28 protein-coding genes are annotated in these 25791 nt (G+C 40.3%); 7 read left to right on the top strand and 21 right to left on the bottom strand.

Features of this window, described 5'->3' with window-relative positions; translation table 11 throughout:
- The first annotated feature begins 520 nt into the window (after window positions 1-520).
- Entirely contained in the window at window positions 521-1135 is a 615-nt protein-coding gene (locus EHQ58_RS01905) for a CsgG/HfaB family protein (RefSeq protein ID WP_246047037.1), read from the top strand.
- Window positions 1136-1165: 30 nt separating this feature from the next.
- Here EHQ58_RS01905 and EHQ58_RS01900 read toward each other — a convergent pair whose 3' ends face one another.
- Window positions 1166-3367 carry a SulP family inorganic anion transporter gene (locus tag EHQ58_RS01900; RefSeq protein ID WP_135621651.1) on the bottom strand — a complete coding sequence of 734 codons (2202 nt, stop codon included), beginning with the start codon at window positions 3365-3367 and terminating at the stop codon, window positions 1166-1168.
- A gap of 50 nt (window positions 3368-3417) precedes the next feature.
- Here EHQ58_RS01900 and EHQ58_RS01895 point away from each other — a divergent pair, with 50 nt between their 5' ends.
- The gene (locus EHQ58_RS01895; protein ID WP_135621650.1) at window positions 3418-3888 is read left to right on the top strand and encodes a Dps family protein; all 471 of its coding nucleotides are present in this window, start codon (window positions 3418-3420) and stop codon (window positions 3886-3888) included.
- Window positions 3889-3918: 30 nt separating this feature from the next.
- Here EHQ58_RS01895 and EHQ58_RS01890 read toward each other — a convergent pair whose 3' ends face one another.
- From EHQ58_RS01890 to asd, 17 genes are all read right to left on the bottom strand, one after another.
- Entirely contained in the window at window positions 3919-4713 is a 795-nt protein-coding gene (locus tag EHQ58_RS01890; protein ID WP_135621649.1) for an alpha/beta fold hydrolase, read from the bottom strand.
- Between the two features lie 13 nt (window positions 4714-4726).
- Entirely contained in the window at window positions 4727-5764 is a 1038-nt protein-coding gene (locus EHQ58_RS01885) for an SH3 domain-containing protein (RefSeq protein WP_135621648.1), read from the bottom strand.
- Between the two features lie 2 nt (window positions 5765-5766).
- The gene (locus EHQ58_RS01880) at window positions 5767-6984 is read right to left on the bottom strand and encodes a pyridoxal phosphate-dependent aminotransferase (RefSeq protein ID WP_135621647.1); all 1218 of its coding nucleotides are present in this window, start codon (window positions 6982-6984) and stop codon (window positions 5767-5769) included.
- Window positions 6985-6996: 12 nt separating this feature from the next.
- Window positions 6997-8691: a DNA repair helicase XPB gene (locus tag EHQ58_RS01875; protein WP_135621646.1), complete on the bottom strand. Its 1695-nt coding sequence runs from the start codon at window positions 8689-8691 to the stop codon at window positions 6997-6999.
- A 288-nt stretch (window positions 8692-8979) separates the two neighbouring features.
- Window positions 8980-9453 carry a hypothetical protein gene (locus EHQ58_RS01870; RefSeq protein WP_135621645.1) on the bottom strand — a complete coding sequence of 158 codons (474 nt, stop codon included), beginning with the start codon at window positions 9451-9453 and terminating at the stop codon, window positions 8980-8982.
- A 238-nt stretch (window positions 9454-9691) separates the two neighbouring features.
- Window positions 9692-10258, bottom strand: coding sequence for a Uma2 family endonuclease (locus EHQ58_RS01865; protein WP_135621644.1), 567 nt, complete (start codon window positions 10256-10258; stop codon window positions 9692-9694).
- Between the two features lie 68 nt (window positions 10259-10326).
- Entirely contained in the window at window positions 10327-10764 is a 438-nt protein-coding gene (locus EHQ58_RS01860) for a DUF4345 domain-containing protein (RefSeq protein WP_246047035.1), read from the bottom strand.
- 39 nt (window positions 10765-10803) lie between these two features.
- A complete protein-coding gene (gene dusA, locus EHQ58_RS01855; protein WP_135621643.1) occupies window positions 10804-11787 on the bottom strand; it encodes a tRNA dihydrouridine(20/20a) synthase DusA in 984 nt (327 codons plus the stop codon).
- A 5-nt stretch (window positions 11788-11792) separates the two neighbouring features.
- Window positions 11793-13907 carry a flagellar biosynthesis protein FlhA gene (locus EHQ58_RS01850; RefSeq protein ID WP_135621642.1) on the bottom strand — a complete coding sequence of 705 codons (2115 nt, stop codon included), beginning with the start codon at window positions 13905-13907 and terminating at the stop codon, window positions 11793-11795.
- Window positions 13908-13909: 2 nt separating this feature from the next.
- The gene (locus EHQ58_RS01845; RefSeq protein ID WP_135621641.1) at window positions 13910-15031 is read right to left on the bottom strand and encodes an EscU/YscU/HrcU family type III secretion system export apparatus switch protein; all 1122 of its coding nucleotides are present in this window, start codon (window positions 15029-15031) and stop codon (window positions 13910-13912) included.
- On the bottom strand, window positions 15028-15810 hold the full coding sequence (gene fliR / locus EHQ58_RS01840) for a flagellar biosynthetic protein FliR (RefSeq protein WP_135621640.1): 783 nt from the start codon (window positions 15808-15810) through the stop codon (window positions 15028-15030). The genes EHQ58_RS01845 and fliR overlap by 4 nt, the downstream gene beginning before the upstream one ends.
- A gap of 1 nt (window position 15811) precedes the next feature.
- The gene (fliQ, locus tag EHQ58_RS01835) at window positions 15812-16075 is read right to left on the bottom strand and encodes a flagellar biosynthesis protein FliQ (RefSeq protein ID WP_135621639.1); all 264 of its coding nucleotides are present in this window, start codon (window positions 16073-16075) and stop codon (window positions 15812-15814) included.
- Window positions 16072-16854, bottom strand: coding sequence for a flagellar type III secretion system pore protein FliP (gene fliP, locus EHQ58_RS01830; protein ID WP_425460465.1), 783 nt, complete (start codon window positions 16852-16854; stop codon window positions 16072-16074). The genes fliQ and fliP overlap by 4 nt, the downstream gene beginning before the upstream one ends.
- Before the next feature lie 32 nt (window positions 16855-16886).
- The gene (locus EHQ58_RS01825) at window positions 16887-17594 is read right to left on the bottom strand and encodes a FliO/MopB family protein (RefSeq protein WP_135621637.1); all 708 of its coding nucleotides are present in this window, start codon (window positions 17592-17594) and stop codon (window positions 16887-16889) included.
- A gap of 41 nt (window positions 17595-17635) precedes the next feature.
- A complete protein-coding gene (gene fliN / locus EHQ58_RS01820) occupies window positions 17636-18712 on the bottom strand; it encodes a flagellar motor switch protein FliN (RefSeq protein WP_135621636.1) in 1077 nt (358 codons plus the stop codon).
- 94 nt (window positions 18713-18806) lie between these two features.
- Window positions 18807-19130 carry a DUF971 domain-containing protein gene (locus tag EHQ58_RS01815; RefSeq protein ID WP_135621635.1) on the bottom strand — a complete coding sequence of 108 codons (324 nt, stop codon included), beginning with the start codon at window positions 19128-19130 and terminating at the stop codon, window positions 18807-18809.
- 1 nt (window position 19131) lies between these two features.
- Window positions 19132-21381 (bottom strand): archaetidylserine decarboxylase, encoded by a 2250-nt coding sequence (gene asd / locus EHQ58_RS01810; protein WP_135621634.1) that lies wholly within the window; start codon window positions 21379-21381, stop codon window positions 19132-19134.
- A 35-nt stretch (window positions 21382-21416) separates the two neighbouring features.
- Between asd and EHQ58_RS01805 the strand changes: the two genes are divergently transcribed.
- From EHQ58_RS01805 to EHQ58_RS01790, 4 genes are read left to right on the top strand one after another with little or no spacing between them, the layout of a single operon-like run.
- The gene (locus tag EHQ58_RS01805; protein WP_135621633.1) at window positions 21417-22232 is read left to right on the top strand and encodes an LIC_11366 family protein; all 816 of its coding nucleotides are present in this window, start codon (window positions 21417-21419) and stop codon (window positions 22230-22232) included.
- 40 nt (window positions 22233-22272) lie between these two features.
- Window positions 22273-22512, top strand: a complete 240-nt coding sequence (locus EHQ58_RS01800) for a hypothetical protein (protein WP_135621632.1) — start codon at window positions 22273-22275, stop codon at window positions 22510-22512.
- The gene (locus tag EHQ58_RS01795; protein ID WP_135621631.1) at window positions 22509-22859 is read left to right on the top strand and encodes an arsenate reductase family protein; all 351 of its coding nucleotides are present in this window, start codon (window positions 22509-22511) and stop codon (window positions 22857-22859) included. Before EHQ58_RS01800 ends, EHQ58_RS01795 begins: the two co-directional genes overlap by 4 nt.
- A 2-nt stretch (window positions 22860-22861) precedes the next feature.
- Complete coding sequence (locus EHQ58_RS01790; protein ID WP_135621630.1) at window positions 22862-23296, top strand: SRPBCC family protein; 435 nt, start codon at window positions 22862-22864, stop codon at window positions 23294-23296.
- Here EHQ58_RS01790 and lpxD read toward each other — a convergent pair.
- Complete coding sequence (gene lpxD, locus EHQ58_RS01785; protein WP_135621629.1) at window positions 23290-24309, bottom strand: UDP-3-O-(3-hydroxymyristoyl)glucosamine N-acyltransferase; 1020 nt, start codon at window positions 24307-24309, stop codon at window positions 23290-23292. The genes EHQ58_RS01790 and lpxD overlap by 7 nt on opposite strands.
- Window positions 24310-24396: 87 nt before the next feature.
- On the opposite strand from lpxD, the gene EHQ58_RS01780 reads away from it, so the two are divergent.
- Window positions 24397-24870, top strand: coding sequence for an OmpA family protein (locus tag EHQ58_RS01780; protein WP_167883504.1), 474 nt, complete (start codon window positions 24397-24399; stop codon window positions 24868-24870).
- Here the strand turns inward: EHQ58_RS01780 and EHQ58_RS01775 are convergent.
- Window positions 24863-25465 carry a TIGR04282 family arsenosugar biosynthesis glycosyltransferase gene (locus EHQ58_RS01775; RefSeq protein WP_167883503.1) on the bottom strand — a complete coding sequence of 201 codons (603 nt, stop codon included), beginning with the start codon at window positions 25463-25465 and terminating at the stop codon, window positions 24863-24865. The genes EHQ58_RS01780 and EHQ58_RS01775 overlap by 8 nt on opposite strands.
- Window positions 25399-25737, bottom strand: coding sequence for a hypothetical protein (locus tag EHQ58_RS01770; RefSeq protein ID WP_135621626.1), 339 nt, complete (start codon window positions 25735-25737; stop codon window positions 25399-25401). Before EHQ58_RS01770 ends, EHQ58_RS01775 begins: the two co-directional genes overlap by 67 nt.
- Window positions 25738-25791 lie beyond the last annotated feature (54 nt).

The raw sequence follows: 25791 nt of genomic DNA, 5'->3' as shown, positions 1-25791 counted from the left end.
AAATTCGCTTCACGATCTCTCGCCAAGCTCCCAAGCACTCACCGCGAAGGTGGTGTGGTAAAAACCAAAGTATTTTCAGAATGAATAGAGTCAAGGGAAAACTAATAAAAAAATTCACTTTACAGAAGTGGTGCATAATAATATTATGTCTCATTATTTTTTTATTATATTCTAATATTTAAACGCATGAGCCAGCTTTCTCACAACAATGAAGGCGCAACCTGACGAAATTAGTAATAGTCCTCACCTATTCTAGCTTGCTATCTGACTACAGGCAAGAGGGACTATATATAAGTACATTATGTTATATTAATTATTAAACCAAACCACTTAGAATATGAAACAAAGGGGAAATCAAAAGAAAATTATTTTTCACATAACATTGAGTCAATCTGTGGTGACTAAGAACGGAAGACATAGGAAGAAACTACCGGAATCCATTTAGCAAGAGATTAGCAGTTTCTGCATTTCTGATTAAAAAACAATTGCCAATTCAATATGTCCTTCGTAGTTATTGTACATGAAATCTTCTTTACTCGCCTCCTTTTTACTTTTTATGTTGATTCTAACGAATTGTACGACGATGGAGTCTGCGATTCAATATCCTGACCAGAACAAAAGGGACCTTACAATACAGAAAATCGCCGTCCTTACCTTCGAAATTGACGATGCGAAATGGGATGGGGAATTTACGGATGCTGTTTCCTTGCAATTGGCAAAAAATCTTCCAATGGCAGTGATAGAACGAGAACAACTCTCTAAGGTTGTAAATGAGCAGTCGTTTACGAAGACAGGAATCATAGACACCCAGACTGCTGTCAGAATTGGAAAGATCTTAGGGGTGGACGCTCTTGTTTTCGGTAGAGGCTCGGCTCTGCGAACCTTTGATCCAAAGGGGATGCCCTATCCAAATCTAATCGATACCGTATCTTTAAAAATCGTCAAAATCGAATCTGGCCAGGTTGTTGTAAATGCGAGAAAGAAGCCAGGGACTAATTGGTCCGCAATGAAACTCACCAAATATATATTGGGTCTGGGACTTATTTGGAGTCGGTCAGACATTCTGCTGGAAACATCCGAATATGACTATGTTGCTGAAAAATTGGTGAGTGAAATCCGCTCTGGCATCAACTAACCTATATTTTGAGATCCAGGTATTTACTTTTTAACTTTCTTGCAAAGCGGAAAGTTCCACATGATTGAGTCTTAATCGTTTTGATAAAGTATAAGCAAGAGATTCAAAAAATAAATTTCCAAAAATCGGATGAGTAGCGACATACTCATCGAATTTGATTCTCGAAATACCATATAAAGAGCTTGTTTCAATGGCAACGGCGTCAGCAGATCTTGTTTCTTTGTCTAAAAATGCCATATCGCCAAAAAAATCTCCTTTTCCAAATGTTGCCAAATGATGCGAACGTTTTCCCTCGATAGGGAGTTGAATGCGTATCGTGCCCTTTCGGATAAAATACATTTCATCTGAGACATCGCCCATATTAAAAACATTTTCGCCTGACGGACATTCGATTTCACGAATGCATTTTTCAAATTGAGCAACATCTTCCAGCTTAAATGGTTTAAAAAATTCAAACTGATTCAAATGCAGGAAGGGAACATTTTTGGTAACATCTAAGTTGGCTTCATGGATGATTTCATCTTCAATGTATTCGAGTGCATCATCAAGCTCATCGAAAAATTTAATATTCTCGGAAGAATCAGAGAGACCAAGCGTTCTTAAATATTCTTTCATATCATGACCCGTTGAAAGTAGCAAGGGGATGTTCGCAAGGATGAGCGTTCCGTTTGCAGCCATTAATCTCGAGTGAATCTGTTTCAAAAGATTAACAGCCGTAAAGTCAATATTGACGACTCTTCTGAAATCAAGTATTATATTTTTTGCTGAGGCAAGATATGGTTCCAACGTATTGAACAGTTGGTCGGTCGTTCCAAAAAACAATTGTCCTTGGAGTTCAAATATGATATTTCTGTCAGATTTTTTTTCCAAGGCATCTAATTCTGAAGGAAGTCTCCTTTTTTTCGAAAATTTCTGATGTCCTAAGAAAGTCCGTCTAACAACCGAAGAACGAATTTGATCTCTCACGAATAACAGAATTGCCAGGAGTATGCCGACTCCTGCTGCAAGGATCAGACTGGTACTCACAGCCGCTACCACTACACATAAAATCACACTAAAATCAAAGACAGTCGATGGATTTTTAAGTAAACCAAAACTTCTCCAATCTATCATACGAGAGCCAACAACGATGAGAACGCCCGCTAGAGCGGCAACTGGTATCCATTGCAATACATTAGCGAAAAAAAATAATGATACAAGAGCAAATACTCCAACAAGGAATCCGGAAAACTTTGTTTTTGCCCCACTAGCTAGATTTACGAGCGTTGGACCAAGAGTTCCGGATCCCGCTATCCCACCAAACAAGGAACTTGCGAAATTTCCCACACCCTGCCCTATTAATTCTCGATTGGAATCATGACGCTTCGCGGAATAAACATCTATAACGAGGCAAGTCTTTAGGGTATCAATGGAAAGCAAAAATCCCAGAGTAAATGCTGGCACGAAGATCATCTTCAAATTCGAAAAGGTAATGATTCCTAAATTTGTAATATTTTTTCCGAAATGAGAGAAAAGACTCTCCCCTTCTGGAATGATTGGCCCAACCACATAACGATTATTATGGATTGATTTCAATTCTGGGAAATAAATACTTAGTAACCAGTATGAAGCAAAACCCATAAGAAGAGAGGCAATTGTTGGGGGGATTTTTGAAGTCATTTTAGGAATGAGAATCATCGTTCCAATCGTCGCAAATCCAATGATAGGTGGAATCGGATCAGAGGTGAGAGTTTCTATATTTCCAAGCAAGGATCCTTCAGAACTCATGGCAAATATTCTCGGTAGCTGTGCCATGATGATAAGGATGCCGAGTCCACCCAAGTATCCGGTTACGACGGGATATGGTATGAATTTAATAAGTCGTCCTCCTCCAATGATTCCGAGAAGGATTTGGAAAATACCCGCAAATAAAATGGCAATGGTGACAAGGATCGGGATTTGTGCGTATCCAAATTCACCGATTCGTACTTGCTCCAAAACGAAAACCGAAAGTACGGCTGCTGCAGGAGCCGCAGGTGCGGAAACCAACCGTGCCGTACCCCCAACGAGTGGGGTGATGAGCCCGATGACGATAGTGCCGATCACACCAGAAAGTGCCGCCATGCCAGCGTAAGACTCTCCCAGAGGGGTATACACACTGATACCGAAAGCGATGGCAGAGGGTAAAGCAACAAGCATAGCTGCGCTAGCAGAGAGGAGTTCTGTAAAATAATTGGAAATTTTTATATTCAATCGCCGTTCCGATTTGGTATTGTAAAAAGTGTTTTTATAGGAGATAAAAAATGCAAATCAATATTGGAATTCCCGAGGCGGAAAGAAGCGCTATTTCGGAAGCATTGAGAAAATTACTGGCAGATACATATACCCTTTATCAAAAAACTCACAGTTACCACTGGAACGTGACAGGTCCGATGTTTCAAACCTTACACCTGTTATTTATGACTCAATATACGGAGCTATGGAACGCAATAGATCCGATTGCGGAACGCATTCGCTCCCTAGGATATTATGCACCCGTTGGTGGTTGGGAGTTTGCTAAGTATTCTAGCATTTCTGAAGATAAAGATGTTCCAAAAGCAGAAATGATGATTCGGAATTTAGTGGAAGGAAACGAAGCAGTCATTCGCACGGCAAGGCTTGCCTATGCCCCAGCAGAAAAAGGAAATGACCAAGCTACACTAGACCTATTAACTCAAAGATTAGATATACATGAAAAAACAGCATGGATGCTTAGGTCGCTACTTGCCGAATAATTCCGTTAGTGAATCATGGAACCATGACCTTTAATTCCTGATTGAGTTTACGAAATCTTCTAAGATTTTTGTAAACTCAAGCGCATGCGTAAAATGTATGTAGTGTCCCCCACCTTCTATTGTTTTAAGAAGCGATTTCTTATAAAAGTTCTCTATCGTTTTGTGGTCTTCGGGGCGAATGTATTCCGAGGCTCCGCCTAAAACGAATAAGGATATCGTATCTGATTTAGGTAGCCCATAAAATATTTCTGAGAATAGTTTTCTTGCTTTTGAAATTCCTCTTACATTCAATTTCCAGTAATATTTTCCTTCCGGACTTCTTTCTAAATTCATTTGTAAAAACTGGCGGATGAAAGTATCAGGCACATATGTCGCCATCTGTGAATCTATCTCTGATCTAGACTTAGATTCTGAAATATCTTGAGACATTGACTCGACTTCTTTTTCATAAATGAAAGGATAATCTCTAGGAGAAATGTCTTGAATGATCAGGGATGTAAGCAAACCTGGATGCGTCAGGTCAAAATACATAGCTACAAGGCCACCCATAGAATGACCCAGTAAAGAAACATCTTTCAGTGAGTGGTCCTGTATAAACTCCTCTAAATCTGTAGACATTGATTCTATCGAATGGACTTCGCTATGAGGAGAATCGCCATGATTTCTTAAATCAAGAGAATACACGTTATAATATTTTGAAAGAAATTTTGATACGGAAACCCAGTTTTTAGAAGATCCAAATAACCCGTGCAAGATGATTAAGTTTTGCGATTTTACCGATGGGGTAAGTTCCTCTTTAGGATAAAATTTGAAATTTAATTTCAAAATATGGGCTCTCTTATTTTAAACACTCTTCTTTGAGAATTCTAATATAAGGCAAAATTTCTTTTCTATGCCGAGCACTATATTCTTGTACATATTTTTCCATCGTATTGATTTCGGAGCGAATCGATTGTGGAAGTGGTTGAAAACATGCTATGGCATCTGGATCCTTCGTTATTTCTTTCAAGGATTTTATGATAGATTTAATATAAACGGATACATAATTACCTGTAGGAAACTGATATACATATCGCATTTTCGATTTCCGTAGAGTCTCTAGCTCACAGCTGAGCTCTCGATTACAGTTTGGCATCGGGACTACTTCTGCCGCCAAATAACCTGCGTAATCCGAATGTTTCGTATTTGGATTGGTTTCAATTAATTTCCAGAAATAATTTGGGTCCACATAATAAATCCCATCTGAATAATCATATAGTAATTTGGATTGGTGGCGTTTCAAAAACTCAAGCAAATCTGGCGAGCTATCAGACTTAATTTTTTTCTCATTGATCAAATCAAGTGTCCGTTTCAACCCAAATCCCGCTTTTGTACGACTTAAGGTAAAGTCATCACCCGTATATTCGCCTGCGGTAGAAACCGCGAAAAGTGAGTCAGTGATCTCCATTCTTTCGACAAGCGATAGCGAATTTAATTTTAATAATTTATCCGTTTCAAAAATCAGCTGCGTTAAGTATCGATTTTTTGCTACGGAAAGGACGGCCTCTCGAACTACGTGCCCAATGAGTCCGTCTGTCACGGTTCTGATCGGGATCCATTTGTCATTTGGAAGTTCTAAAGTTGATTTATCGTAAACAACTCTCTCACCAAATTTAAGTACTCGCAAAACATCGCTTTTACGATCAGGGAAAAGATATAGTTTTACCTGAAAATGATTTACAATGATTTCGGAAACTTCGTCTTTGTATCTCAATTGGTCCGATGGTATTTGTTTTATCTTTTTCTGTAGAGATTTTGGTTCCCCAAGCAAAATAGAAAAACCTAGAAAAAAAAGTGATAGTGACCAAAAGATTTTGATACTACCACTTCTGTTCATACTTATCCTTTGAGATCAGAGATCATTTGTTTGATGCGAGAAATGCCTTTTTCAATGTCCTTCTCACCTAAAGCATAAGAAAGTCGTATAGCCTTATCGTCACCGAAAGCAACACCGGGAACAGCGGCAACGTTGTACTTATCGAGTAGCACGTCACAGAAAAGTTTGGAAAGGGATTTCTCTTTTTTTTCAAGCACCAACTTTTTGAAACCATCAAAGTCATACACACCTGTGATGTAAGGAAACGCATAAAAAGCACCTTCTGGCATCCGACATTCGACACCAGGGATTTCGTTTAACAAGGACACAATCAACTTTCTTCGTTTATCAAAAGCCAAACGCATCTCTTCGACTGGCTTTTGATCACCTAGTAGCGCCGCTTCCGCAGCCGCCTGCGAAATTGAGGAGGCATTCGAAGTTGATTGGCCTTGCATCGTATCCATATTCTTTATGATTTCCGCATTGCCTGCCGCATAGCCAATACGCCAGCCCGTCATGGAATAAGCTTTGGAGACCCCATTGACGACAAATGTTTTTTCTTTCATTTTGCCTGAAATCATGGCTGGATTCACAAACTCGAGTCCATCATAGATGATTTTCTCATAGATATCATCCGAAAGCGTGATGATATCTTTTGGTTCCAAAACAGAAACCAGTTTTTCCACATCTTTGCGAGTGTAGGCGGCTCCCGTAGGATTGGAGGGAGAATTGAAAATAAAAACCTTTGTTTTTGGAGTGATAGCCTTTTCCAATTGTTCTGCGGTGATTTTAAAACCACTTGCAATATCTGTCGGTACGATAACTGGAATGCCTTCCGCCAAACGAACGATATCTGCATAACTCACCCAATAAGGGGCAGGAATGATGACTTCATCTCCAGGATTTAACGTAGCCATAAAAAAATTATAAAGTACCTGTTTCCCACCCGTTCCTACAATGATTTGGTTTCTTTCATACACCAAACCATTGTCATTCTTGAACTTTTGGATGATCGCATCACGCAAGTTTACCGTTCCACTCACAGGAGTGTATTTCGTTTTGCCCTGATCCATAGCCTGTTTAGCCGCCTCTTTGATGTGATTAGGCGTGTCAAAATCAGGTTCCCCTGCTCCGAATCCAACGACATCTAAGCCGCTTGCTTTCAGCTGATTTGCTTTAGCAGTGATCGCCAATGTAGGCGATGGTTCAACGACATCCAAACGTTTTGCAACGAGTTTCATTTGTTCCTCTAATTATGGTTGTGCCCCAGCTGGCACGGTTTCTTTAAACTGATCAAGTGTGTAAATTTCATACTCATAGCCTTGCTCTGTTAAGAACAATTGGCGATTTTGGCCGAACCTTTCTTCATTCGTATCTCTCGAAATTAAAGAATAGAATATGGCCGTATTATCATTTACTTTGGGACGTAAGATCCGACCCAAACGCTGTGCTTCCTCTTGTCTACTTCCGAAAGTACCTGATACCTGAATGGCGATGTTCGCGTCTGGTAGGTCAATTGAAAAGTTGGCAACTTTAGATACAACTAGCTGTTTGATTTGACCCGTTCGGAAAGCCTGGTAAAGTTCCTGTCTCTCCGGAAGCGGCGTCTTACCTGTGATTAGCGGTATCTTAAATGTTTGTGAAATTTCTTCCAATTGATTGATGTACTGTCCAATCACCAGAATATTATTTGTCGCATGTTTCTTTAAGATAAAATCGATCGCTTTTAACTTCTCTGGATTTTCTGAAGCCAGACGAAATTTTTCTCTATCATCGGCAACAGAATAACGCATACGAAGGTCTTCCTCCATAGGAACTCGAACTTCAATACAATTTGCTTCCGCAATCCATGCTTTGGCTTCCAATTCTTTCCAAGGTACATCATATTTTTTAGGACCAATCAGGGAGAATACATCTTCCTCAAGTCCATCTTCTCTGACGAGAGTCGCTGTCAAACCTAACCTTCGTTTTGCTTGTAACTCAGAAGTCATTCTGAAAACAGGAGCGGGCAATAAATGCACCTCATCATAAACAATAAGTCCCCAATTATTGGCTCCAAAGATATGAAAGTGAGTGAAATCTCCACCCTTCTTTTTCCGATGCGTAAGGATATTATAAGTGGCAATGGTGATGGGTTTGATTTCTTTCATCTCACCTGAATATTCTCCGATATCTGATTCTGGGATGTCAGTTTTATCGACGATCTCATTTCGCCACTGGCGTATCGAAAGCGTGTTTGTTACAAGGATGAGAGTTTCCGCTCCCACGATTTGCATGACGCCCATACCGACGATCGTTTTCCCAGCACCACATGGTAGCACGACAACGCCGGAGCCACCTTCATTGCGACCACCCGCGTGAAAGGCTTCCACAGAAGCTCTTTGGTAGTCCCGCATACCGAACTTCGTACCACCTTTTGTCGTAGGACGTAAATTGAACGGATATTTATTTCCTTCGTCATATCCTGCCAAATCTTCCACAGGAAAACCTATCTTGATCAGAGCCTGTTTAATGTGACCACGATATTCTTTTTTAATGCGAATCTTATCTCCTTCCATACCGTCAACAAACGGCTGCACAGCGCGGTTGTTCGCGATTTCTGTGATAAAACCCATTTCGTTGGAAATGATGTAAAGCTCACCAGTTTCTTCTTTTACTAGCTTCACTTTTCCGTAACGAGATATTTGTTCTTTGATTTCATTGATCACGTTTTTAGGTACAGAATACCTTGCAAACGAAATCAATCCATCGATGATCTCCTCGGCTGTCATTTTGATAGAAGCCGCATTCCAAAGTGATAATGGTGAAATGCGGTAAGTATGCATATATTCTGGACTTTTTTCGAGTTCTGCAAACTTTGCAATTAAATCTCGACATGCTTCGAACTCAGGGTTATCAACCTCAAGGAGCATTGTTTTATCGCTTTGTACTGTGAGTGGTTTGGCCATAATAATTCCCTCTCAAGTAGCCAGGCTGAGAAGCGAATGTTGCCTGTCAAGCGAAATGATTTTAATAGATTTTAGACTCAAATCTCGCTCTAAATCGGTCTGATTCGAGCGTTTCCAAGGAGAATGGAGCCAGATGCCACCTAGCGTATGCTAACTTTTGGCAAATCCTGTAAATTATTGTGCTTGACATTTCCTAGAATGGATGTTTCGGAATTTAGTGCGTCTAACTTGAGAAATCGAAAATTAGAATGTGGAAATAATTTTACCTTACACATTTACCTGCAAAATCTAGTTCGTTAATAGCAAAGTTTGCAGCAATTTTTTGTAATCTTCCTCCTCCTTTTCGCCCTCAGGCCATTTTGCTAAATTTTCTAGCGCGAGACTGATCCAAGTTTGAGAGTCTAGTCCAAATGCCTGAATGTCTTTTAATGTAGCGTACGTATGGCTGATGCGAGCATCGAAACTTAAGTCTGTATCAAATCTTCTGGAAAATCCATTTCGAACCGCAGGCAGAAAAAGGAAGGGCAAAAAGGAGACTGTAAACTGTTCCACCATGTTTGGTGTGTCATACAATCCCCAAAATATGCAAGATGAAAGTAATTTCTCTTCTTCTAAGGATAGTTTTGGATTGGTTTTAAGATAGAACACAACTTGCTGGATACGGAAGGTCCTCTCTGTATCTGAAAATTTATATTCCACTTCACCATATCGATTTTGTTCTCCTTCTAAAATTTCTTTTAATACTTGCTCAATGAAATTCATAAAAAACATCCCTCTTCTTTTAACTTGCGACCGAAAAATTTTAATTATAAAAGGTTCAATAGATCTGTTTGGCTTTGGAATTTTAAATTAACATAACCTAATATTGTTTCAAAATTTCTATTATAGTTTCCAGCTCCAATAGCTTATTCGGTGTTTTTCCAATGAACGGATCGGATTACAGGAGAGCATTTTACATTTTGTGAAATATCTATGACCTTACCAAGTAGAACATGGATTTCTACGAAAACATCTCCTCCCTCTTCACAGAAAATCCTTTCACAAGTTCGCTCTCCAAAACTGTAGCTGATCTTTTTTCCCACTCTCTTTTGTCTCGGTTGATCCAAAGAAATATCACTTTCGCTTTTGGATCAACGATCCAATATTCCCTTACGCCATTTAACAGATAACGATATGCCTTAACTCCCAGATCTCGATCGCGAGTGAAATCGCTTAACACTTCACAGACTAGATCAGGAACTCCGTGAATGTGTCCTTTCACGATCGAGAGATTTTCTTTTAATATAAAACTGATATCAGGACGGAGAACGTCTCCACCGTCAGGAAGAAACATATCTGTCTCCGTTGTCATTTGCCCAACTGGAATCCTTTCCAAAAAGGATTGAAGAAAGTAACCAAATCGACTAGCCAAACTACCATGATCAAAAAATCCACTAGGACTCAATACTAACACTCCGTCGATCATGTCGTAGACGAATCCGTCATCGGGCAGACTCAGGTATTCTTCCCTTGTTACCTTCCAGCCTTTGTATTTCGGAGATTCTTTTGTGAGTAGCGAATCTGACATGGCTATAGTTTACTTCTGACAATGAGGGTTGTCAAATCGAAATATTGGGCCTACAAAATCTTATAAAATTAGCGGGAGGAATTTCTCAGGCTGATACGATTTGCAATGATTAAGATCATTGGCAACAATATCTCGGGAACAAGATAACCAATCCAAACAGCAGATGGTTCAGGCAATCCAACAATGCTTATCGAAATGAGTCTTCCGAGAGCAGCAAATCCTATTCCAAAAGCAATGAGATAAACAAGTGTGTCTTGTTTACGAATCGTGAGCGCGGACCAAAAACATATAATCCCCATTGAGAAATAAATGCCAGCCATAAACCTATGCACATTGTCGAGCCGAGGCGTAGTTTCTGGTTCTCCTAAATACATTTGCAAAGTACCACCAAACAATGCGATAGCTGCTGCAATGAATAAAGATACTTGAACGATTCGAGTGGAGAGATGCATTTTTGTTTGAGATGTCATAAGTAAAAAATTTAAATCGAAGGAAACTTTGGTCAACGTAAAATCCTAGATTCAAATCGAAACTTTAGGTACATTTTACACAACTTTCAGTTTCAGAAAGTTTTGGATCAAATTACTATCAACATTCGATCCATGCATCTTCTCTGAAAAAAATCTACGAAACGCACGTGCTCCATGCCTACCATGATATAATCCCAAAACATGCCTCATAACATGATGAACTTTTGTACCCAGTGTATCCATTCGTGCAATGTAGTTGGCAAGCTCCATTAAAACATCTTCTCTCGATAAACCGGGATCCTTTTCTGAATAAAACTCGGAATCGGCCGATGCAAAAAGATATGGATTATCATAGGCCGCCCGTCCGATCATTACCGCATCAACAGATAACATGTGTTTATGTGCGCTTTGAAAATCTAGGATGCCGCCATTGATGATGATAGGTAATTCCGGAAATTGTTTTTTGACCTCATAGACATCCGCATAACGGAGGGGTGGAACTTTCCTATTTTCAGCCGGAGAGAGCCCTTCCAGAATGGCAATCCTTGCATGGATGATGATTCGGTCGACTCCTGCATCCTTGATTGTATGAACGAAATGTAAAAGGTCGTCTAAAGAATCTTTGCCATCGATGCCGATTCGGTGTTTGACGGTAACAGGAAGAGAAGTTGCTTTTTTACAGGATGAAACCATTTCGGCGACGCGATTTGGTTCTCGCATAAGACAAGCTCCAAAAGAGCCGCTTTGCACACGGTCAGAAGGACAACCTACATTGAGATTGATTTCAGAATACCCATAATCTTCTCCGATTTGAGCACATTCCGCTAATGCAACTGGATCATCACCACCTAACTGTAAGGCGAGAGGAAGTTCTTCAGGAGAATAACTAAGAAACTGCTCTCTGCGATCATTGCGTAAAATGGCTCCAGTTGTTACCATCTCCGTATAAAGAAGAGTTCTTTTCGTAAGTAACCTCATAAAATACCGGTAATGCCTATCGGTCCAGTCCATCATGGGTGCGATAGACATTCGGTAGGCGGGAATCACGGTATTTTCCATTTATGTTAGGCTTCCTGAGGTTGTTCCTCCTTTGTTACAAGCGTGAGAACGGAGGATATTTCTGTCGGAACTCCACGCTGGATTTCTTCCGACGCAATTACTGCAAAGTTTCTTGGAGGCAACTCTTTCGCCAAGAAGAAAGCAAAAGGTTGGCGAAGGATACGAGAGATAACAAAAATTAAGAATCTTCCGTCTTCGGCAGCTTTTTGAAGTTCTGCAAAGACAGATTCCATGACTCGAATTCGTATCTCGTTTGGAAGGATGATGATATTATTTCCATCAACTTCATCACGCACCAAACTTCGGTTCATACGATCCATAATTCTTGGATCAATGGTTACCACATGAAGTTTTCCATCGGCTGATAGAAAATCATTTACGATCTGACGAGAGATAGACTGTCGCACTGCTTCCGAGAGAAAATATGGTTCATTGGACTTCGGTAAATTATTTGCAATCGCTTCCATAATTTTGGGAAGGTTTTTGATAGATAAGCCTTCCGAAAGGAGATTTTGAAGTGTTTGCTGGATCACCCCAAGTCGTCCGCCTTTGTCATAATCTAACTCTTGTACAAGTGTTGGATGCGTTTGGCGGAGATGCTCAAGAAGTGCTTTTACTTCCTCGCGACCTAAAAGTTGAGATGCGAAGGTAGAAATCAGTTCTTTCAAATGAGTGATAATGACTGTGGACGGATCAACAACCGTGTAACCTTTGTTTTCGACATCGGGTCTAGTATTTGGGTCTATCCAAATTGCTTTCATGCCAAAAGCAGGTTCCGTAAAATTTTCACCTGCAATCGCCTCAAGTTCTCTTTGAGAGGTATTCATCGCCATGAGTCGGTCTGCTTTTACTACGGATTGACCAACAACCACACCATTGATCTTTATCGCATAATTATCATGAGAAATCTCTAAATTGTCTACAATCCGGATTGCCGGGATGACCAATCCAAAGTCAGTTGCAAATTTTTTACGCGTATTTGCAATTTGCTCGAGCAAATGTCCTCCAGAAGATGCATCCACAAGTGGTAGTAGGTCCCTGCCAAGTTCTACTTGTATCGCTTCGACTGTGATCTCTTTGATATAGTTTTCTGGTTTTCGTTCAGATACTTTTTCCTGGGAAACCGTTTCTATTTTTTTGATCTCTTCTTTAGCAACACGTTCGATCGAATAGCCTAAGTATCCGATACCTGCAGAGAGAAACATTAGCGAGAAAAAGGGAAGGCCAGGAATCAAGCTCGCAAGGGCGAGTGCACCCGAAACCACATAGAGTGTTCGAGCATTTCCAAACAGTTGGTCTTTGATTTCACTTGTTAGTTTTTTTTCTGAACTCGAACGGGTCACAATGATACCAGTTGCAGTCGTTGAAAGTAGACCAGGAATTTGCGATACCAGACCATCACCTATGGTAAACTTTCCATAGGTTTCAATGGCAATCAGAAAGGATTCTCCACGAATCGTAGAACCTATGATAACCCCACCTATCAAATTGATGGCGGTAATGATTAGACCCGCTCGAACGTCACCTTGAACGAATTTTGAAGCTCCATCCATAGCCCCGTAAAAGTTCACTTCGCGCTGGAGCTTGTCTCGTTTGATTTTGGCTTCTTGTTCGGTAATGGCACCACTATTGAGTTCCATATCAATGGACATTTGTTTCTGTGGCAAACCATCCAACGTAAATCTGGCAGCAACTTCGGAGATCCGAGTCGCACCACGAGTGATGACCATCACCTGCACAATCGTTAAGATGATAAAGATGATAAGTCCTACGACATACTTGCCAAGACCCGCTTCTCCACCCACAACGAAGGTTCCAAAGGCTTCAATGACGCTTGAGTTCATAGCTGGACCTTTAGATAAGATCGACCTAGTTGTTGAAACGTTCAATGCCAATCGAAACAAGGTGGTAATGAGAAGCAAGCTCGGAAAAATTGAAAACTCACTAGGTTCAGTAACCGATAAAGCGGTAAGTAGAATCAATAGACCGAGTCCAAGACTAAAAACAAGAAGAACATCCAATATGAAACCAGGTAACGGGACAATCAACATCCCTAGTATCACAAGTACGCCTACTCCAAGAATTAGATCCGATTGTTTTAATAAATCTCTGATATTCATTTCTACCTGCTCATCTTACGTTTGAACTTTTCAAGTGTCATCAGAATCTTTGAAACTGCATCAAAGAACTCACCTGGGATCTCTTGTCCCACTTCCACTTCTTTATACAATAATCTAGCATGTTGGGGGCTTTCTACAATCGGCACATCGTTTTCACGTGCTATCCTTCGTATCTCCAGTGCTAGTCGGTTTTCCCCTTTTGCGATCACTCTCGGGGCAATATCTCTGCCCATCTCATAGGCAAGGGCGACAGAATAGTGAGTTGGATTTGTAATCACGACATCAGCTTTCGGAACTTCGCGCAACATATTGCCTTGCATCATTTCCCGCGCAAGCTGCATCCGACGATTTTTTAAAACGGGGTCACCACCATCATCCTTCATTTCGCGCTTTGCTTCACTAGGAGTTTGTTTTAAAGATTCTTCAAATTCAAATTTTTGGAAAAAGAAGTCGGCCATTGCAATCGCAAGTAACAAAATACCTACGGTCATCATGATCTTAAAACCCGAATAGGAAATGAGAGAGATAGATTCCATCACACCCATATTTCCAGTCAGTAAAATCTTTAAAAAATCTCCTGAAATCAAAATATAACTGATAAACCCTATCAGGATCACCTTAGCCAAGGACTTTACCAGATTAAACATGGTTTGTCGATTCGGCAAAACACGTTTGAAGTTAGGCGTAATCCGATCAAAACGGAATGCTAACGCCTGTGGAGTGAACATAAACCCGACCTGGATTACATTTCCGATGATTGCAAATACAATTGTGATCGCAAGAATTGGCCAGAGAAGATTAAAAAAATCGGTGGCAACCATCGCCATCATCACTCGGAATTCCTCTGCACCGAACTGATCTCTCGTGACGCCCATTGCTAAATATTTCTTGATAAAAACAGCAGTATTTTTAATGAATTTTTCACCAAATATATATAAGGTGGCAGTACCACCAAGCAAAACCAAAACAGAGGCTACTTCTGGAGACTTAGGTACATTCCCCTTCTCTCTTTCTTCTCTTCTTCTTCTCTCACTGGGTGGTTCTGTTCTGCCTTCATCTTCTGCAGCAAAAAGTTGAAGCTGAATGGAAAAATAAGGATTCTTATAAATCTCTTCAGCTGTCATTGTTTAGGCCACTCTCTTACGATTAAGGTAGCCTTATCCAATGAGATCTGAATTCCCTGCACCATTTGAGAGCTTATGAATGTAAGTGTGGCAATCAATGTCAACGTTCCAATAAACACTTTTAATGGGAAAGACAATGACATAACGTTCATTTGCTGAGCAGCTTTTCCCATAAGCCCCTCTGCCAAACTAACAAGAAATAATATCCCCATGACTGGCAATGCGATCTTAAATGCGACAACAAACATGGCCCCTATGGACTCTTGCAAAATATGAAGTAGACCTTTATTAACTTGGGCTGTAAAACTTAGAATTTGTATCTTCTCAAAAGAATAAGAAATCGTCTCGATTAAAAACCGATGGGCACCAATTACTAAAAATATGGCGGTGGCCATTAAATTCTTAATCGTTCCAATTGCAGGAAGTGAATTTTGAGTGATTGGATCTAAGATTTCCGTATAACCAAAACCGATTTGGTTGTTAAAAAATTCACCGGCCATCTGGAAGGAGGCAAACACAATCGAAACGATAAAGCCAATGATGACTCCTATCAATAGTTCAGAAATAACTATGATTCCATAATTAACCATATGCCCGGGGATTTGCGGCATATAACGCGCGACAATCGGGTAAACAATGAGCGAAATCATGAAGGAAAAAATCATCTTTAACGTAAATGAAATGGAATCAGAAGAGAAAAAGGGCGCGACTAAAAATAAGCCAAGTAGTCTAGCTAAAACGAATAGGAAAGATTGGAAGTGGTCGAGAAATACTTCCATATCATATCTTTTCTATCATAAAAAAAATTTCTCTTGTGTAGTCAGTCATCACTCGTACCATCCAAGCCGAAAAGAAAACAATGACTGCAAAAATTGATACTAGTTTCGGAACAAAAGCAATTGTCGGTTCTTGGATTGACGTAGTTGTTTGCAAAATACCCACGATGAGACCTACAACAAGTGCAGTAATCAGAATCGGGCTCGAGATTTTGAGTGTCACAATAAATGCTTCACGGATCAAATTGACTACATCTACTTCCGTCATTTGTAACTCCTTACTAACTCAAGAACGAGTAAATTCCACCCATCAATCAGAATAAATAGAATCAGTTTTAATGGAAGTGAGATCATTACCGGAGGTAACATCATAAAACCCATGGCAAGTAAGGCCGAAGCAACAATTAGATCGATGACGATAAATGGTATAAATATATAAATGCCTATAATAAAGGCCTTCTTAATTTCAGAAAGCATGAAAGCTGGAACAAGCACATAAGAGGGCACATCATCAAATGATTTCACATTCTGCACTTTCCCGATCCTTAAAAAAAGTGCGACATCCTTAGCACCGTCTTTCCCTAATTGGCGTATCATAAATTCACGTAGCGGTTTAATTCCCGTTTCCATAAACTCTGATTGGTCTATCTTACCATTAAGATATGGCTGCAGCGCTTGGTCATTGATCTTACCGATTGTAGGCGCCATGATAAAAAATGTCACGAATAGCGCCAATCCCATCATTACCTGATTAGGTGGTAGATTCTGTAAAGAAAGAGCACGTCTTACGAAGTCAAATACAATGACGACTTTTGTAAATGATGTCACACTCATAACAATGGCAGGGGCCAGAGAGAGAATGGTCACTAAAAATAAGATCATCAATGAAAGACTCGTTTCTTTCGGACCTTTTGCCTCGTTTACATTGAAGGATAAATTAGGTATAGGTATTTTCGTTCCTTTACTGCCCGTTGCTTGGGCCATAAGTTCGGTAGGAACAAAACTAACCGTCGATAAACTAAAAAAAATGACGAGGAAATAAAAAATGATTTTTCGCTGGTCAGCACTTAGCGCTAGTTTCATGAGGAACCGCCTTCTAGAAGTTCTCTATGCTTTCTCAAGCGTTCTAAACTTTCACGGGCTCTTCTTTGGACATCTGCATTGGTCTCAATATCAGAAGCTTCCATCAAATTTTTGTTAATGCGGATTTTTTTGGTTTGGGCCTTCGACTGAAGGCTAGCGAGCATCGTCTCTAGAAAGTTAGGCACATAGGGATCTGCCTCAGTTTTCATTTTATTGATTTCCGATTTTTCTTCTGGAGAGTTTATTTCTGTAACTAAGTTTACCGCCCCCTCCGCAACACCTAATACCAATAAACGATTGCCAACTTCAACAATTTGAAGGGACTGGCTGGGAGATAAAGATAACGTAGAAAGTACCTTCATGAAACCTTTCACCGGGTAACGAGAAGCTTTCGAGATCTGCATTTTTTGAACGAGAAAATAGCCAGCGGCGACAAGTATCGATAAGACAAAAAGTATTTTTAGTAAAATCCAAGTAGCTGAAGGGGAATCTTCGGTTTCCGCATAACGCTCCTGAATGGGATTCGTTTCGGTCGGGAGCGATTTTTTCTCTTCATTAGTTGGCGTGTCTACTTTCGGTTTATTTTCAGTAATCCCGAGTTCGTTTCGTAAAATCTGGTCTAATTCTTTTTGGTTGGTACCCGATTGGGCGAGAAGATTAGTGGAAAGGAAAGAGGACGACAAAAGATAGCATGTAGTGTACATAAGTACCCCTACTCTTATTCTGCCTTTCTTTTGATTTCTGATCATTTTTCGCCTTTGAGTCTATCTGTCGGGCTTACTATATCCGTTACACGAACACCGAAGTTTTCATCGATGACCACAACCTCACCCTTCGCAATTAGCTTTCCATTCACAAGTAAGTCGACAGGCTCACCAGCTAACTTATCCAATTCGATGATGGATCCTTCACCGAGTCCTAGGATGTCTTTAATATACATTTTCGTACGCCCAAGCTCCACAGTGAGTGCCATTTGAACGTCCATAAGAAGATTTAAATTGGTTTGACCAGGTCCTGCACCAGCAGTCGCAAGCGAAGGGAAATTAACTCCCTTGATTCCGACGGAACTCTGCGCCATACCCATACCCATTCCACCGCCACCAGGAACAGCGACATTCATGCCACCACCACCAGGAACCGCTTTGGGACCACCACCCTTTTGGATGTCCAAAATACTCTGCGCCATACCTAGACTCAATATATAGTATACTTTAAACGATCCTACACTATCAATATTAAGACTTAATGTCGTCTTCACTAGGTTATTATCATCGGGAAGTTGCAGGTCTCTTGGAGAATCGACGAGTGCAATGTCCGCCGGAGTTCCGGACATAGAACCATTGAGTTTGAAACCAATCTGTGCTGTCACCGTACCGATGATAGGCGAGAGACTATCTTTTAAGGTTTGTAATTGTGCATTGTCTAATTGACCAGGCGGAGTCATCCCACCCATCATCACGCCTGCAATTTTTGCCGCATTCTCTTGAGCCATAATCAAACTGACTCTACCTGCAAGCGTTCCACTCAGATTAGAATATAAACAAACTGTTTTTGATCCAAATTCTTTTTGGATGTCTGCCGCCGAACTCGACTCAGTCGCAGGATTCATGAAGCGGGTATTTTTTGCTAAGATGGTACCAAGCGTATTGCCAGCAATTTGAAATGCTGATCCAACCATATCGGAAATGATATCTCTATCAATAGGAGACAAGGAGTCGCCACCTGCGGACGAGCCCTGGCTTAGGGAAGATAGATCAAATGTATCATCTGCACCTTGTAAAAGTGCGTCTATTTCGTCTTGTGAGAGCGAACCTTCACCCATACCCTATTTCTCCGAGAAAACTTAGAGTAATGTGACATAATGTGATTTTTTTTGTCACCTAGTTTTTTTCTAGTTTGACAAAAAGTCACCCATTTCAGTCAAAAGCTGACTCTTTCCCGTCAGAATAGGCCCGCAGATTGTCGTAAGAGTAAATTCCCGTATTATGGTAGTCACTCCAGACGATGGAAATGGCATACCTACCCACTTTGGTCCAAGAAATCAGTTTGATGGTCTGGATTTGGCCTGTTGCGGCACCCACTTTTCCACCGTGGCCACCTCTGCAGGTAGCACAGGGACATTTTTTTCGCAAATCTAACAGGTCATATTTGGAGCTCACTCCATCCTTCCATTGGATGAAGAGAGACTCGTCGTCAAAACTAATTTCTTTGGCCATTGTTGCCAGTTGAGACATGGACATATTATGGCTTTATTGGTAACTTGATCAGCTTTTTCTTAAACTGACCCACCGTGGTTCCATACTGAATCTTTTCACCGAGTACAATGTTTGGTGCCAAATCAATCGTATCGTTTTCAAAAACAAGAATCACGGTGGAACCCATTTCAAATCGTCCAAGTTCAGAGCCTTTGTCTATCATAATGGAAACATCTTTGTATATATGTTCTTTAGAGAATCGAATCCAATTATTAGTGACAATTTTATTATCATAAGTCACTCGAATTTTACCCACGTTTGAGGCGCCTACCTTGATGACAGCAATCTTGCCGTATTCCGTCTGTAAAAAAGTAATGAGCCTTTCATTTTTAGGAAAAAGACCTCGGATATTTAGAACTGCCAAATCGTTCACTGGAAATAACTTTCCTGGCTCATAATAATATCCTAATATTTGACCAAAGAAGGGAGAATGGATTCTATGATAGTCCTGAGGAGATAAATAGAAAGTAATGTACTTTCCGTTAGTAAAAGACTTATAGTATTTTTCCGATCCGAGTAGCTCCTTTACCGAGTAGTCAATCCCTTTGGCTTGGATGATGGTGGACTCCGTTATGCTTCCAAAGCTTGTGATTTTGGAATCCGTGGGTGAAACAACGGCATTTTCTGCTGAATCTATGATGCGCGCCTCTGCTCTTAGGGCACGGGTGAAAAATTGATTCAAGGATGCATACTCTTTGATTTCGAGTTCGGCTTCATCTAGATTGATCTTATAGGCCTTAGCAAAGGCTTTCAGAATGATGATCATCATAAAACGAGGAAGTTTCAGTGTTGAGAAATAGCCAAAAAGTTTTGAGATCAGATTCTTAGGAAGAAGCGTCAACACTAGCAGATAGATATCCTTTATGATTTCATATCTAGCACCCGATTCAGAGATGTATTTTTTTAGTTCTAAATTGGCGGATTTTCCTAACAAAATCAAAGATACTAACAGAGGTATGGAGGTGATCAGAGCCATCATATACCCGAACTTGATCGCAAATAAAAAAACGGTTTCTCCATTTTGTACGTAAAGATAAGCAGATGCCAAAATGGTTCCTATAAATAGGATACGGAAAAAATTCGCAAACTTTTCGCCAAAGATGTAAAACGCACTTTGCTCACCTGTATAAAACCACCCCGCGAGACTTAAAATACCAAAGGAAAGAATCGCAAGGAAGAGCATGATGCTCGGGATGCTGTCTTTATTTTCCAAGATTCGCTCAGGGAATGCGAGCACACTTTCTACATTCACCGCACCATACGAATACAAAACGAAACCAATAAGGGTCGCCATGATAAAACCCTCAAAAAAAGTAGCAAGCATGCTCACTAACCCTTGCTTGGCGGCATAGTCTGTCCGAACCACACCAGCTACCCCAGCAGATTTTCCAAGGCCTGTCTCAGTAGATAAGAAAAATACACCCGAGGAAACCGAAATGGTGCGAAGGATACCAAAAATTCCCCCTCCTTCGATGGCTTGTAAAGAAAATGCCTGGACAAAGATCTCTTTTAAGTAAGGGAAAAAGGGAGTGAGACCAGAGCCGAATAATGTGAAGTAAGCAAAGATGAAGAGTAAGATTCCAAGTGGTGCAAGCACTGTCGCCGTCTTGCCAACGCGACGAATCCCACCAACTACGATGAAAAGTAAAATGACCGAAATGGAAATCGGACCCGACATCCCGGAAAAGTTTAACCCTTCTTTGGCGACGAAAGTCAAACTCAGAAAAGGAAAAACTCCACCAAAACTTAAAACGGTTAAAATTGCCGCAAACGAGAAAGCTACCGCAAGCCACTTTGCACGGAGTGATTTCTCGATGAAATACATAGGACCAGCAAGGTATCTTCCACTTGGCAATTGGTTACGAAATTTAATGGCAAGCGTAGAGGATACGAGCCGGAGCGGCATAATAAAAAACGTGATCACCCAGATCCAGAAGATAACACCAATGCCTCCGTAGGCGACCGCCAGTGCGGTTCCGATGATAGAGCCTGTGAGCAAACTAGATCCAATGCCCGCAAAAAATGCTTGTGAATGCACTAATTGACCTTTCGAGCCCTTAAAGTCCATATTTCCCGTCAGAATCTTCAGGGACAAAAATAGATACCTGAGCTGAGGGAAACCCATGCGAAATGTCAGATAAAGTCCCGCAATCAGAACAAGATAAAAATACGGGCTGATTACGTCCGAGCCGAGTAGAAGGGAGAACTTTGATTCGCTTTGAAAGAATGTTTCCATAGGAGCTGTTCCTTACGAAATTGGATGAAATAGTTATGTCAAGACGTATTGTTCTCTATTTCCTGCCAGTTTTTCTTGCTACGAGTGGGATCACATCTGCTTTGCAGGCAACGCCTTGGGAAATCGGACTTCGTTCTGGCTTGGGATACCGTGTTCCCGGAAGGTTCGATTCCAACTTAAGTAATTTTTCTTCCAGCTTCAGTCCAGCCGTATTGTCAGATGTCACTCTCAGCGGTGGAGACCAAACTGCGACTTATGAAGGTTTGGTGAGAGTGCTGCTTGATCCAAATTCAAAAATTGGTATCGCTATTGGTAGGCAGGACCTATCCAAGCTAGCGCTAACAGAAATTAGCAGTGACTCGTATCTTACAAAATTACAGTCGGATATTTTTTCTTATCATCTCATCGGAACTTATCATTTTGTTACTGAATTGTCAAGAAATTGGGAATGGGAAAATGGACTTGGCATGGGATTTACATCTGCAGATTGGCAGATCCGAGGGTTTAGTGTCGGAGGAACAGACAGCCTTTCTTTTTTTCAGCAAAGAGGGAACTTGAGAGGAAATGGACTCGTCTATAGAGCAGAATCTTCCATTAATCGTAGATTAGGCGATAACAACTATTTTCAAATAGGACTTGGCTACCATCACATTGCGATCTCAAATTTTTCAGGTAATTATAATGGGGAAACCTCTAGTGTCTACTTAAGCACAAACGGAAAAGTAGGTGTTTTCGATGATTCTCGAGTTTTCGATGTCAATGTCAGTACTTCTCAATTTTTAAGACAGCTCGATATGAACGCGGGTTCATGGAATCTCTATTTTTCAGTCATGCACAGGTTTTTAGATTGACAATGGCCATATTGCACTATGATTCTGGAGAAAGATTCCTATGAAACCTCCTAAAATCATTACGATCGGGATCAAAGAGCTAGCACACCAAAAGGTGATACTTGCCGCTTGGTATAATTTTCTTAAAGAAAGTTTTGACGCGAAAAAACTTACAAGTGATGAGTTCACTGATTATTTGAAAGCCCATGTCATGTACGATCTTGACAAAGACCAAATTGAGTTGATGTTGAGCGGCTCCGAACCTCTGTTAGAAGATTTTAAAAAATCAATATTCGGATGAACCTTCAAATCTTTGGCACGAAAAAGTGTAAAGATAGCAAGAAAGCCCAACTTTACTTCCAAGAACGACGCATCTCTTTCCAATTTATCAATCTTGCGGAAAAGGAGATGAGCAAAGGGGAACTACGTGCCATACTAGGTGGCGCCATCACTCTTGATACACTCATTGATACCGAATCTAAGGTATATGTTGATAAAAATCTAAAGTACATGGTATATGATAAAGAGGAAACGCTTCTGGCCAATCCCCTACTCTTCAAAACACCGATTGTGAGAGATGGAAAAAGAGCAACCGTTGGATACGTTCCTGAAATTTGGAAAATTTGGATTGATGAGACTAAGAAGTAAATATGATCGAAACGCGAGCTGAGGCAATCATTGCAAAACCGATCGAGAAAGTATTTAAGTATCTTTATTCTCTTGAGAACCAAGCCGAATACAACACGAGCATAAAATCCGCTGCAAAAAATTCTACCCGTGAAGAAGAACTTCCATCATACACTATTGAAATTGATCTCACTTTATTCAAACTAACAGAAATTTATCGAGTTACTGAATGCCAGCCGAACCATTATTTTGTTGCTCGCTGCGATCATACGCTTTTGTCCTTTGAGGATCGGTATGAATTTGAAGACTTGGGAGGATCAACCGAAATAAAAATCTATGATCGAATGGAATTAAAGGGGTTACTGCGTCTTAGTGAAGGATTGGTCAAAATCAATCTTGCTAGCCAAATGAAAGAAAATTTAGCACGCGTGAAACAAAATATCGAATCTCGTTACTGATTCTCTTTCTTCTGCTTTTGAAAACTCTTGACAATTTCTGGCAATGCACCTAAGGAAGAGTGTATGCGATGCATTTCCAAAGCTGGTCTTGCTGGAATACCAAAATATGCGGTTTTTTCCTTTGAATCTTCTGTCAGCCCAGAGAGTCCCATCAGAATGGACCCCTTTTTCATTGTTAGATGTTCTGCGACAGCCGATTGACCAGCGAGAATACATCCATCTTCCAACGTAACTGAACCAGCAAGAACAGTCGCGCCAGCAATATATACATAGTTACCCACCCTACAGTTATGACCAATATGAACATGATCATCAAATTTTGTAAAATTGCCTATTGTTGTTTCTTCTAGAGCTGCCCTATCAACCGTACAATTAGCACCCATTTCGACATCGTCTCCTATGACTACATTTCCAATCTGAGGAACCTTATAACGGATACCATCAAAATCATAAAACCCAAAACCATCAGCGCCTATCACTGTGTTTGAATGTATCAGATTATTTTTGCCTAACTTACAATTATAGTAAATAACGACACCCGATCTTAGCTCTGTATTCTCCCCTATCTCAACACCTGATTCGATCACGACATTCGGATACAGGATGCAGCGGTCCCCAACCACAGCATGAGCCTGAATGACAACATTTTCCATAATCGTTACATCTTTACCGATGTTAGCACTTGGATGAATACTAGCTCTTTCCGATATCCCAGGGATAAAACTAGGTTTCCGTTCAAATTGTTGCACGGCCAAAATGAATTTCACTTTAGAGGAGATTTCGGGAACGATAATCGCATTCGGGAAAAGATCTGAAAGACTATCAATGGTTAGAGCAATTTTAACATCCTTATACTTCTGATGTTTAGCAATGTACTTTTTTGAGGCAATGTAATAGAGTGCGTTTGGATCGACTTCCGAATGGTGTTCTAAATCTTTAATGCTTTGGATCTCCATTTCACCGTTTCCCTTCCACTCACCACCAAGTAGCTTCGCTAAAGTTTGCAGATTCATAATGGGCTCCTCTCTAAGAGACATATTTAGAAGACATTTTTTTTGCGATCCATTACTTGTGCAATGGTAATATCCGAAAATAGAAGAGTGAGAAGCCCGATATTTTTCGTATCATTTTCGATTCTGTTCAGCATTGGATTAGTTTACGCCGTTAGTTATCTTCCTGCCCAGCTCTCAGCACAAGAGGTGGAAGAGGATGTGACTCGTAAAACGAGTGCGAAGGAGATTCCGCTAACTGGAGTTTTTTACTTTGGTAAAAAGACAGATAAGATCAGTAACTCCGATTTACAAAACTTACAACTCATTGCAGAACATCTGGTAAAAAATCCGAACTCTCAGATTTATATCAGAGCTCATTCCTGGGATGGCGGTACGGAAAAGGAAGAAATTGAACTGAGCGAAAGGAGATCAAAGGAAGTGGAAAGATTTCTTACCATTCATGGTGTCAGCGAAACTCAAATCCATCGTCTATTTTATGGAAATTTCCGACCGTTAAATCATGGTTTAACTACCAAGGACCAAGAGATCCAAAGAAGAGTCGAGTATCAATTGATTAACTAATATAACCTTTTAATAGCATAAGCTGGTAATCTTCGAAGGTATCAACATCGTTTAACAAAGGCAGAATTTTATATTTAAGATGATGATCCTCAAATTTCCGGATAGTATCATTAAAAACAGAACTACTACTCCACTTCATTTCTTGAAATAAAAAAGGAAAATTTTGATTCATACCAAGCAGATAATACCCTCCATCGACCGCAGGTCCGATCACTGCCTCTTGGCTCTCTAAAACTTCAAAAGCATTTTTTATGATCTCAGTTGTAAGTTCTAAGCAGTCCGTACCAATGATACAAAGCGAGCTATATGATTTCAGTTCCTCCTCAAAAGCCGAGGACATCTTTTCGCCCAAATCTCCTTCTAACTGCAATTTGTGTTTATACGCATTTCCAATAAATGGGTGTTTTGCTGGGATACCTCCATCCCAATAAACAAGTTTCAAAAAAGGAACCATTTCAGAATAAAGATGTACGCTCTTTAAGAGTTGAGAATAAATTTCTAAAGCCTTCGCATCCCCCAGGTCCGATGCTATGCGTGTTTTGACTCTTCCGAGAATGGGGTTTTTTGCAAAAATGATAAGGGCTTTTTTTTCCAAACGTAGACTCCAATCATAAATAATTCAATCAAGCCTAGTCCGATGGCAAAGGCTGGATTTGTAAATGCATACAATAAATAAGACAACAAAGCGAAGAAACTCAATAAGATACTAAAAGTAACATGATAGCCAAAGTAGAGTGAGACCCCTACAAAGGGAATAAAGTACCAGCTATGTACCACTGGCGAAAATAAAATTAAAAATAACATTCCAATCAATAAACAAATTTCATTTGAAATATCATAAATGAAAATCGTCCAAATATAAGCCATAGCTCATATAAATAAAGATAGAGCTACTGAAAGATAGGAAAGAGAAGGGAATGG

Source organism: Leptospira ognonensis (genome assembly GCF_004770745.1).
In the GTDB taxonomy this organism is placed as follows: Bacteria; Spirochaetota; Leptospiria; order Leptospirales; family Leptospiraceae; genus Leptospira_A; species Leptospira_A ognonensis.
The sequence above is the reverse complement of the archived record's forward strand: the minus strand, read 5'-3'. Positions and strand labels throughout refer to the sequence as shown.

Coding starts and splice junctions, on each gene's coding strand:
- fliQ (WP_135621639.1), bottom strand. CDS start 16,075: ATGACGGAAGTAGATGTAGTCAATTTGATCCGTGAAGCATTTATTGTG.
- EHQ58_RS01845 (WP_135621641.1), bottom strand. CDS start 15,031: ATGACAGCTGAAGAGATTTATAAGAATCCTTATTTTTCCATTCAGCTT.
- EHQ58_RS01770 (WP_135621626.1), bottom strand. CDS start 25,737: ATGGCTTATATTTGGACGATTTTCATTTATGATATTTCAAATGAAATT.
- asd (WP_135621634.1), bottom strand. CDS start 21,381: ATGGAAACATTCTTTCAAAGCGAATCAAAGTTCTCCCTTCTACTCGGC.
- dusA (WP_135621643.1), bottom strand. CDS start 11,787: ATGGAAAATACCGTGATTCCCGCCTACCGAATGTCTATCGCACCCATG.
- EHQ58_RS01895 (WP_135621650.1), top strand. CDS start 3,418: ATGCAAATCAATATTGGAATTCCCGAGGCGGAAAGAAGCGCTATTTCG.
- EHQ58_RS01805 (WP_135621633.1), top strand. CDS start 21,417: ATGTCAAGACGTATTGTTCTCTATTTCCTGCCAGTTTTTCTTGCTACG.
- EHQ58_RS01790 (WP_135621630.1), top strand. CDS start 22,862: ATGATCGAAACGCGAGCTGAGGCAATCATTGCAAAACCGATCGAGAAA.
- EHQ58_RS01795 (WP_135621631.1), top strand. CDS start 22,509: ATGAACCTTCAAATCTTTGGCACGAAAAAGTGTAAAGATAGCAAGAAA.
- EHQ58_RS01870 (WP_135621645.1), bottom strand. CDS start 9,453: ATGAATTTCATTGAGCAAGTATTAAAAGAAATTTTAGAAGGAGAACAA.
- EHQ58_RS01880 (WP_135621647.1), bottom strand. CDS start 6,984: ATGAAACTCGTTGCAAAACGTTTGGATGTCGTTGAACCATCGCCTACA.
- EHQ58_RS01875 (WP_135621646.1), bottom strand. CDS start 8,691: ATGGCCAAACCACTCACAGTACAAAGCGATAAAACAATGCTCCTTGAG.
- EHQ58_RS01885 (WP_135621648.1), bottom strand. CDS start 5,764: ATGAACAGAAGTGGTAGTATCAAAATCTTTTGGTCACTATCACTTTTT.
- EHQ58_RS01800 (WP_135621632.1), top strand. CDS start 22,273: ATGAAACCTCCTAAAATCATTACGATCGGGATCAAAGAGCTAGCACAC.
- EHQ58_RS01905 (WP_246047037.1), top strand. CDS start 521: ATGAAATCTTCTTTACTCGCCTCCTTTTTACTTTTTATGTTGATTCTA.
- lpxD (WP_135621629.1), bottom strand. CDS start 24,309: ATGAATCTGCAAACTTTAGCGAAGCTACTTGGTGGTGAGTGGAAGGGA.
- fliN (WP_135621636.1), bottom strand. CDS start 18,712: ATGGGTGAAGGTTCGCTCTCACAAGACGAAATAGACGCACTTTTACAA.
- EHQ58_RS01865 (WP_135621644.1), bottom strand. CDS start 10,258: ATGTCAGATTCGCTACTCACAAAAGAATCTCCGAAATACAAAGGCTGG.
- EHQ58_RS01815 (WP_135621635.1), bottom strand. CDS start 19,130: ATGTCCATGTCTCAACTGGCAACAATGGCCAAAGAAATTAGTTTTGAC.
- EHQ58_RS01850 (WP_135621642.1), bottom strand. CDS start 13,907: ATGAATATCAGAGATTTATTAAAACAATCGGATCTAATTCTTGGAGTA.
- fliR (WP_135621640.1), bottom strand. CDS start 15,810: ATGGAAGTATTTCTCGACCACTTCCAATCTTTCCTATTCGTTTTAGCT.
- EHQ58_RS01825 (WP_135621637.1), bottom strand. CDS start 17,594: ATGTACACTACATGCTATCTTTTGTCGTCCTCTTTCCTTTCCACTAAT.